Below are 5,441 nucleotides of genomic sequence, written 5' to 3' on the forward strand. Positions count from 1 at the left end.
ACTCGGTTGTTAAACGCTGCGGTGGCGAAGATATTTGGCGGGTCACTGCCTGAGAAAATAGCTCGATGCCTGGGATTCTCTTCTCTAATACAAAGCCTCTTTCTGCTCGCCAGACAGGGGCTTTCTGGTTTTTCTTCTCAGTCAGTTGCTATAGCTGTTAAACTAATTCCGATCGCCCTCAACCCTCAAAACGATTTGATGCTATGTGGGACACAATTGCCGCGCACATCTGTGAAACAACCGGAGAAACATTTTTGATAGACAATCGCCGTTCCGTAAGCGGTGGCTGCATCAATCAAGGCTATTATATCAGCAGCAGTTCCGGCACTTACTTCGTGAAAATCAATCAAGCTTCCCAAATCTCGATGTTTGAAGCTGAAGCGCTGGGTTTGCAGCAAGTTGGGAAAACCCAGACGATTCGAGTACCTGAGCCGATTTGCTGGGGAACTGAGGGGAATTGGGCTTACATTGTGCTGGAATGGCTGGATTTGGGAGGACGCGGGGGCGATCGAGCTTGGGAAGAAATGGGGCGAAAACTCGCCGAAATGCATAAATACACCCCCCCCTTGCTAAGGGGGGGAGAAGAGCCAAATTCGGGCTTATTGAGGGGAGTTTTTGGGTGGGATATTAATAATACGATCGGCTCAACTATACAAATTAATAATTGGACGGCAAATTGGGCCGAATTCTGGGCCGAACATCGGATTGGTTATCAGTTAAAATTGGCTAGGCGCCGGGGCGGTCATTTTCCGCAAGGGGAACGTTTATTAGAGATGATTCCTGAGTTATTAGCTGGTTATGAACCTCAACCCTCGCTAGTTCACGGGGATTTGTGGGGGGGGAATGCGGGGGTGACATCTGCGGGGGAACCGGTGATTTTTGACCCGGCGGCATATTTTGGCGATCGAGAAGTCGATCTCGCGATGACGGAGTTATTTGGTGGGTTTCCAGCGGAGTTTTATCGAGGATACAATCATGTTTTGCCTTTGGATTCAGGGTATGAAGAACGCAAAACTCTTTATAATCTATATCACATTTTAAATCATTTTAATTTGTTTGGTGGGAGTTACGAGTCCCAGGCGAATCAGATGATTAGTCGAATTTTGGGTTTTAAGAATCAGATGCTCTTTTAACCGCAGATGCACGCAGATAAACGCGGATTTAAGGTTTATCTGCGAGGGAGGCAACTTTATTTTTGCTTAGCCGCAGCTTTTTTCTTGGCTTCTTTTTCTGCTTTTTTAGCTGCTTTTTCAGCTTCAAGTTTGGCTAAGTTGGCTAGCTCTTTTTCTTCAGCTATTTTATCGAGATAGTAGTGGTAATCTCCCAAATAAGGGCGAAACTCTCCGTCCCGAATCTCGACTATTTTGTTAGCGACTTGAGAGATGAAATAGCGATCGTGCGAAACGATAATTACCGTACCGTCATAATTCTGAATCGCCTCTTCCATCATCTCTTTCGCCGGAATGTCGAGGTGATTTGTCGGTTCGTCCAAAATTAGCAAATTCACGGGAGTCAACAGCATCTTTGCTAAAGCTAGGCGGGCTTTTTCGCCGCCGCTTAAAGCGCCAACCTGTTTAAATACTGTTTCACCCGTAAATAAGAAACGGCCCAACAAAGTCCGAACTTCTTCATTTTTCCAGTCGGGAACTTCGTCGTGAATCGTTTGCATCACGGTTTTATTCAAATCTAAGGCTTCTGCCTGATTCTGTTCAAAGTAACCGGGGATGACGTTGTGGCCTCCCAATTTTACCGTACCTTCAGTCGGCTTTTCCAAGCCCATAATCATCCGCAGCAGGGTTGATTTGCCCGCACCGTTGGGGCCGAGAAAGGCAATACGATCGCCCCTTTCAATTAACAACTCGGCTCCCAAAAATAGGATTTTTTCGCCGTAGGTGTGTACCAAATCTTCAATTATTGCTACTTCGCGGCCGCTGCGGGGTGCGGGGGGAAAGCGGAAATGCAAAGTTTTTAATCCGCCGGTGGGGGCTTCGATGCGTTCGATTTTGTCTAACTGTTTCTCGCGGCTTTTGGCTTGGGTGCTGCGAGTGGCGCTGGCGCGGAATTTTTCAACGAATGCTTGCTGTTTTTCGAGTTCTTTTTGCTGGCTTTCGTAAGCGCTAAGTTGGGCTTCTCTGGCTTCTGCTTTTTGCAGCAGGTAGGAGGAGTAGTTGCCGAGGTAAGTGGTGGAAACGCCGCGTTCGGTTTCGACGATTTGGGTGCAAAGCCGATCGAGAAATTCCCGGTCATGGGATACGATTACCATCGGGGTTGTCAGCCCTTTGAGGTAAACTTCCAGCCATTCGATGGTTTCTAAGTCGAGGTGGTTGGTAGGTTCGTCTAGCAGGAGGATGTCGGGTTTTTGCAGGAGAATTTTGCCCAAACTCATACGCATTTGCCAGCCGCCGCTGAAGGCGCTGACTAATCGATCGCCGTCTTCTGGTTCAAATCCGATTTCGGGGAGGATTTTCTCGATTTGGGCTTCTAAACCGTAGCCGTTTAAGCCTTCAAATTGCCGTTGCAGCCGATCCATTTTGTGGATCAGTTCGTCGAGATTTTCTGGGGTGGAGGTTTCTAAGTCTCGATGCACTTGCATCAGGGTTTCGTGGACTTCGTTGGCTTCGCTGAAGGCGCGCCAAAATTCTTCTCTGACGGTGCGAGTCGGATCTACTTCAAATTCTTGGGAGAGGTAGGCGATGTGGAGGCTGGCGGGGCGAATGACTTCGCCTGCAGTGGGTTCGATTTCGCCGGCGATGATTTTGAGTTGGGTGGATTTGCCGGCACCGTTGACGCCTACTAAGCCGATGCGATCGCCTGGCTTGACTTCCCAGGTGACATCTTTGAGTACGACGCCTGTGGGGTAAATTTTACTGATGTGTTCGAGTCGCAGCATTGTTGTGGGGACTGGGGAAGGGCTGGTTTAGCGGCGGATGGGATGCCGGCGCTGAGGTCGTGTTAATCTTAACAAATTTTAATTATATTTAGCGTATTGCCAGATTTTGATTAGGTAGGAGTTACGCGAAGAAACGGGGTTTCTCTGAAAAATCGCAGATTCTCACCTAGAGGTATACGAAGAAACCCGGTTTCTGACCTCGATGTGGGTTCAGGACTATTTGGGTGGGGCGATCCTCTTCGAGGGCTTTCCTTCGGATCGCTTCGCTAACGCTAACGGGCGATCGTGTTGTTTCAGATTGAATTTCTCGAATAATGGTTGAGACTTCTGCACATTATAATAGTGAGTGTCAACCTCGATCGCAAAAGAGAGCGATCGTGCCAGCAAGAGACATTTATTATCTCACGGACTTCAAAAACCTTTAAAGCAGGCGATCGGAGGTGCGATCGCCTTCAGCAAATTCCATTAAACCTGAGTAAAATAAGACAGCCCTCATCGCCACAAAACCTAACTCACCATGCAAACTTCAACATTTGACAGTATTTTAGACGAAATCGAAACCTTGTCCATAGACGAACAAACTGCTTTACTTGTCATCATGCACCGGAGACTTAGCGATCGCCGCCGCACCGAAATTGCTGCTAACATTGCACAAGGAAAACAAGACTATCAATCTGGAAAGGTGTTTCGAGGTACAGTTAATGAAGCGATCGCGGAGCTAAACCGTTGAAAGTTATCACCTTCATGATGAGGTGTATTGAAAATGATAGCTTATGCGATCGGCTTATGCGATCGGCTTTTTCAATAGAGAGGAAAGGGCGATAGAGTTTTGTATTTGTTGTATAATTGACGAAAGGGCGATCGGGCTTCAACGGCCTTTTTGCAAGCAATTATCAATTTATAGAATAATAGCAGTTGCCCTCAACTTAATAAATCCTGAACATTTAATAAATTGGTTTCCTAATTGTTGCTACTGTATATCATAACAGCGGGAATCACTGTAATTATTCCAAATTACTATCATTTTGATTTTTTTTCGCTCATTGTTATTAAACCCAAAGAAGTAATAGTAATCCCAAGGCCAGTAGCATACGCTGGCTGAGACAAAATAAATATTATTCCTATTAATAAAAATATAACTCCTGTTATCGGTGAGGCAACCATAATAACGAAGACCATTAAGAATATTGGCAATAAAACAAAGCTGACTCCAGCAGTTATTATACAAGACAATAAATCCTTTATCGTCAATTCTTCTCCTCTATATAAAAAGCTTACGATTCCTAATGCTAGGAGACCTAGACCCATAATTAGAGTTCCATGAGAAGATTTATTGGTATGTGGGGAAGATTGTTTAGACATAATTTTTATTAAAAAATATTAACGTTCATCTCGAAGTTTATTTCTCTAACAATTTTACTATTGAGTTAGCATTTAGGTTTAAATCCCTGAATTTGTTTTTTTTGAATTAGTCGCTATACTATCCCCTGTCGGATTAATATTATCCTAATCCAAAACAAACATTACTCTCTACTTTAAAAACCAATTTAATTGGGTTATAAAAGAGCTAGCGACTAATAGCTTATTTATCGTTTATTGTTTTCTAAAGCTCTCTGGGCTTGTTCAAGACATAAAACCTGCTCAAAACCCATATTCATACAATTTTGATATGTCGCCTCATCATGTATTTTAAGACAACGTGATAAAAGGAACATAAGCATAAAGAAGGCTATTACGCTATTAATTCTCGATGCTATTCGATGTATATTTTCTCGCTCACTTGATTCAAGTGTACGATATATTTCATGCCACTTATCCGACTCAAGAGAAGGTATGACTACAAACAATGCAAGAATAATTTTTTGCTTCGTATTTAGCATAATTTTTTAGTGAATTTTGCTACGTAAATTCGTGAATACGCATTTCCCTTCAACTGATTTCCCTATAAAGTGGGAATATAGTAGTCTGATTGGTGAAAGCCACCAGTAGCGGACACCAGCGCTAGCCTTGGCTAATATTAACGCTTCTTATTCTTATTAGCAGCATGAAACATGGCCCCTAGAAATCCAAGTCCCATCAGAACTATACCCCCATTTATCGTGCCCTCGTTATCACCCTCGTTATAATTATTTTGACGAATATGGGCGCGATAACCGGCACGCATCGGCGCACCCCAGTTGACGGCGGCTGCAACATCGGCATCAAATAATAGGGCTGCACCAACCATTACTGGTGCAACTAATGTCAACACCAAAACTTTCAATTTCACGTTGCTCTTCATAATTAAGCTCCTAAAATTTCCATTTTACCTGCGATAAACATAGTCTTTTTCTGATAACCTGTACATCCGCAATTCCACTGATCTTTTCACATTTGTGTCTTTTTATAATGCCAATGTGTGACAAAACATTTACTGACTGGTAGCAGGTTTTTGTAACAATGGGATCGCAATTTGCTTAACTGTTTCTGTACTATAAGTAGGTCGGTGCGAAAAAACCGAACTATGTTAAAATAAGTAAAGATAGGAAATACGTCTACCAAGGTAACTCAA

Annotated in this window: 7 protein-coding genes; 4 read left to right on the forward strand and 3 right to left on the reverse strand. The window is 43.7% G+C overall.

Features of this window, described 5'->3' with window-relative positions:
• Positions 1-258, forward strand: a 258-nt coding sequence (locus QUA50_RS28860; protein ID WP_333268719.1) for a hypothetical protein, incomplete at its 5' end; no start/stop codon positions are given.
• Positions 204-1,133, forward strand: a complete 930-nt coding sequence (locus tag QUA50_RS28865; protein WP_333268721.1) for a fructosamine kinase family protein — start codon at positions 204-206, stop codon at positions 1,131-1,133. The genes QUA50_RS28860 and QUA50_RS28865, both read left to right, overlap by 55 nt.
• A 56-nt stretch (positions 1,134-1,189) precedes the next feature.
• On the opposite strand, the gene QUA50_RS28870 is transcribed toward QUA50_RS28865, so the two are convergent.
• Positions 1,190-2,890 (reverse strand): ABC-F family ATP-binding cassette domain-containing protein, encoded by a 1,701-nt coding sequence (locus QUA50_RS28870; RefSeq protein ID WP_333268723.1) that lies wholly within the window; start codon positions 2,888-2,890, stop codon positions 1,190-1,192.
• A 346-nt stretch (positions 2,891-3,236) separates the two neighbouring features.
• Here QUA50_RS28870 and QUA50_RS28875 point away from each other — a divergent pair, with 346 nt between their 5' ends.
• Both QUA50_RS28875 and QUA50_RS28880 read left to right on the forward strand, forming a co-directional pair.
• Positions 3,237-3,359, forward strand: coding sequence for a hypothetical protein (locus QUA50_RS28875; RefSeq protein WP_333268725.1), 123 nt, complete (start codon positions 3,237-3,239; stop codon positions 3,357-3,359).
• A gap of 48 nt (positions 3,360-3,407) precedes the next feature.
• Positions 3,408-3,620, forward strand: a complete 213-nt coding sequence (locus QUA50_RS28880) for a hypothetical protein (RefSeq protein ID WP_194062328.1) — start codon at positions 3,408-3,410, stop codon at positions 3,618-3,620.
• A 290-nt stretch (positions 3,621-3,910) separates the two neighbouring features.
• Here QUA50_RS28880 and QUA50_RS28885 read toward each other — a convergent pair whose 3' ends face one another.
• Both QUA50_RS28885 and QUA50_RS28890 read right to left on the reverse strand, forming a co-directional pair.
• Entirely contained in the window at positions 3,911-4,252 is a 342-nt protein-coding gene (locus QUA50_RS28885; protein ID WP_333268727.1) for a hypothetical protein, read from the reverse strand.
• A gap of 655 nt (positions 4,253-4,907) precedes the next feature.
• Positions 4,908-5,171, reverse strand: a complete 264-nt coding sequence (locus tag QUA50_RS28890) for a hypothetical protein (RefSeq protein WP_333268729.1) — start codon at positions 5,169-5,171, stop codon at positions 4,908-4,910.
• Between the last annotated feature and the right edge of the window lie 270 nt (positions 5,172-5,441).

Origin of the sequence: Microcoleus sp. M2_D5 (genome assembly GCF_036701935.1) — a bacterium.
In the GTDB taxonomy this organism is placed as follows: Bacteria; Cyanobacteriota; Cyanobacteriia; order Cyanobacteriales; family Microcoleaceae; genus Microcoleus.

Excerpts from the sequence above, each read along its gene's own strand:
- QUA50_RS28865 (WP_333268721.1), top strand. The coding sequence starts at position 204 with ATGTGGGACACAATTGCCGCGCACATCTGTGAAACAACCGGAGAAACA.
- QUA50_RS28870 (WP_333268723.1), bottom strand. The coding sequence starts at position 2,890 with ATGCTGCGACTCGAACACATCAGTAAAATTTACCCCACAGGCGTCGTA.
- QUA50_RS28880 (WP_194062328.1), top strand. The coding sequence starts at position 3,408 with ATGCAAACTTCAACATTTGACAGTATTTTAGACGAAATCGAAACCTTG.
- QUA50_RS28885 (WP_333268727.1), bottom strand. The coding sequence starts at position 4,252 with ATGTCTAAACAATCTTCCCCACATACCAATAAATCTTCTCATGGAACT.
- QUA50_RS28890 (WP_333268729.1), bottom strand. The coding sequence starts at position 5,171 with ATGAAGAGCAACGTGAAATTGAAAGTTTTGGTGTTGACATTAGTTGCA.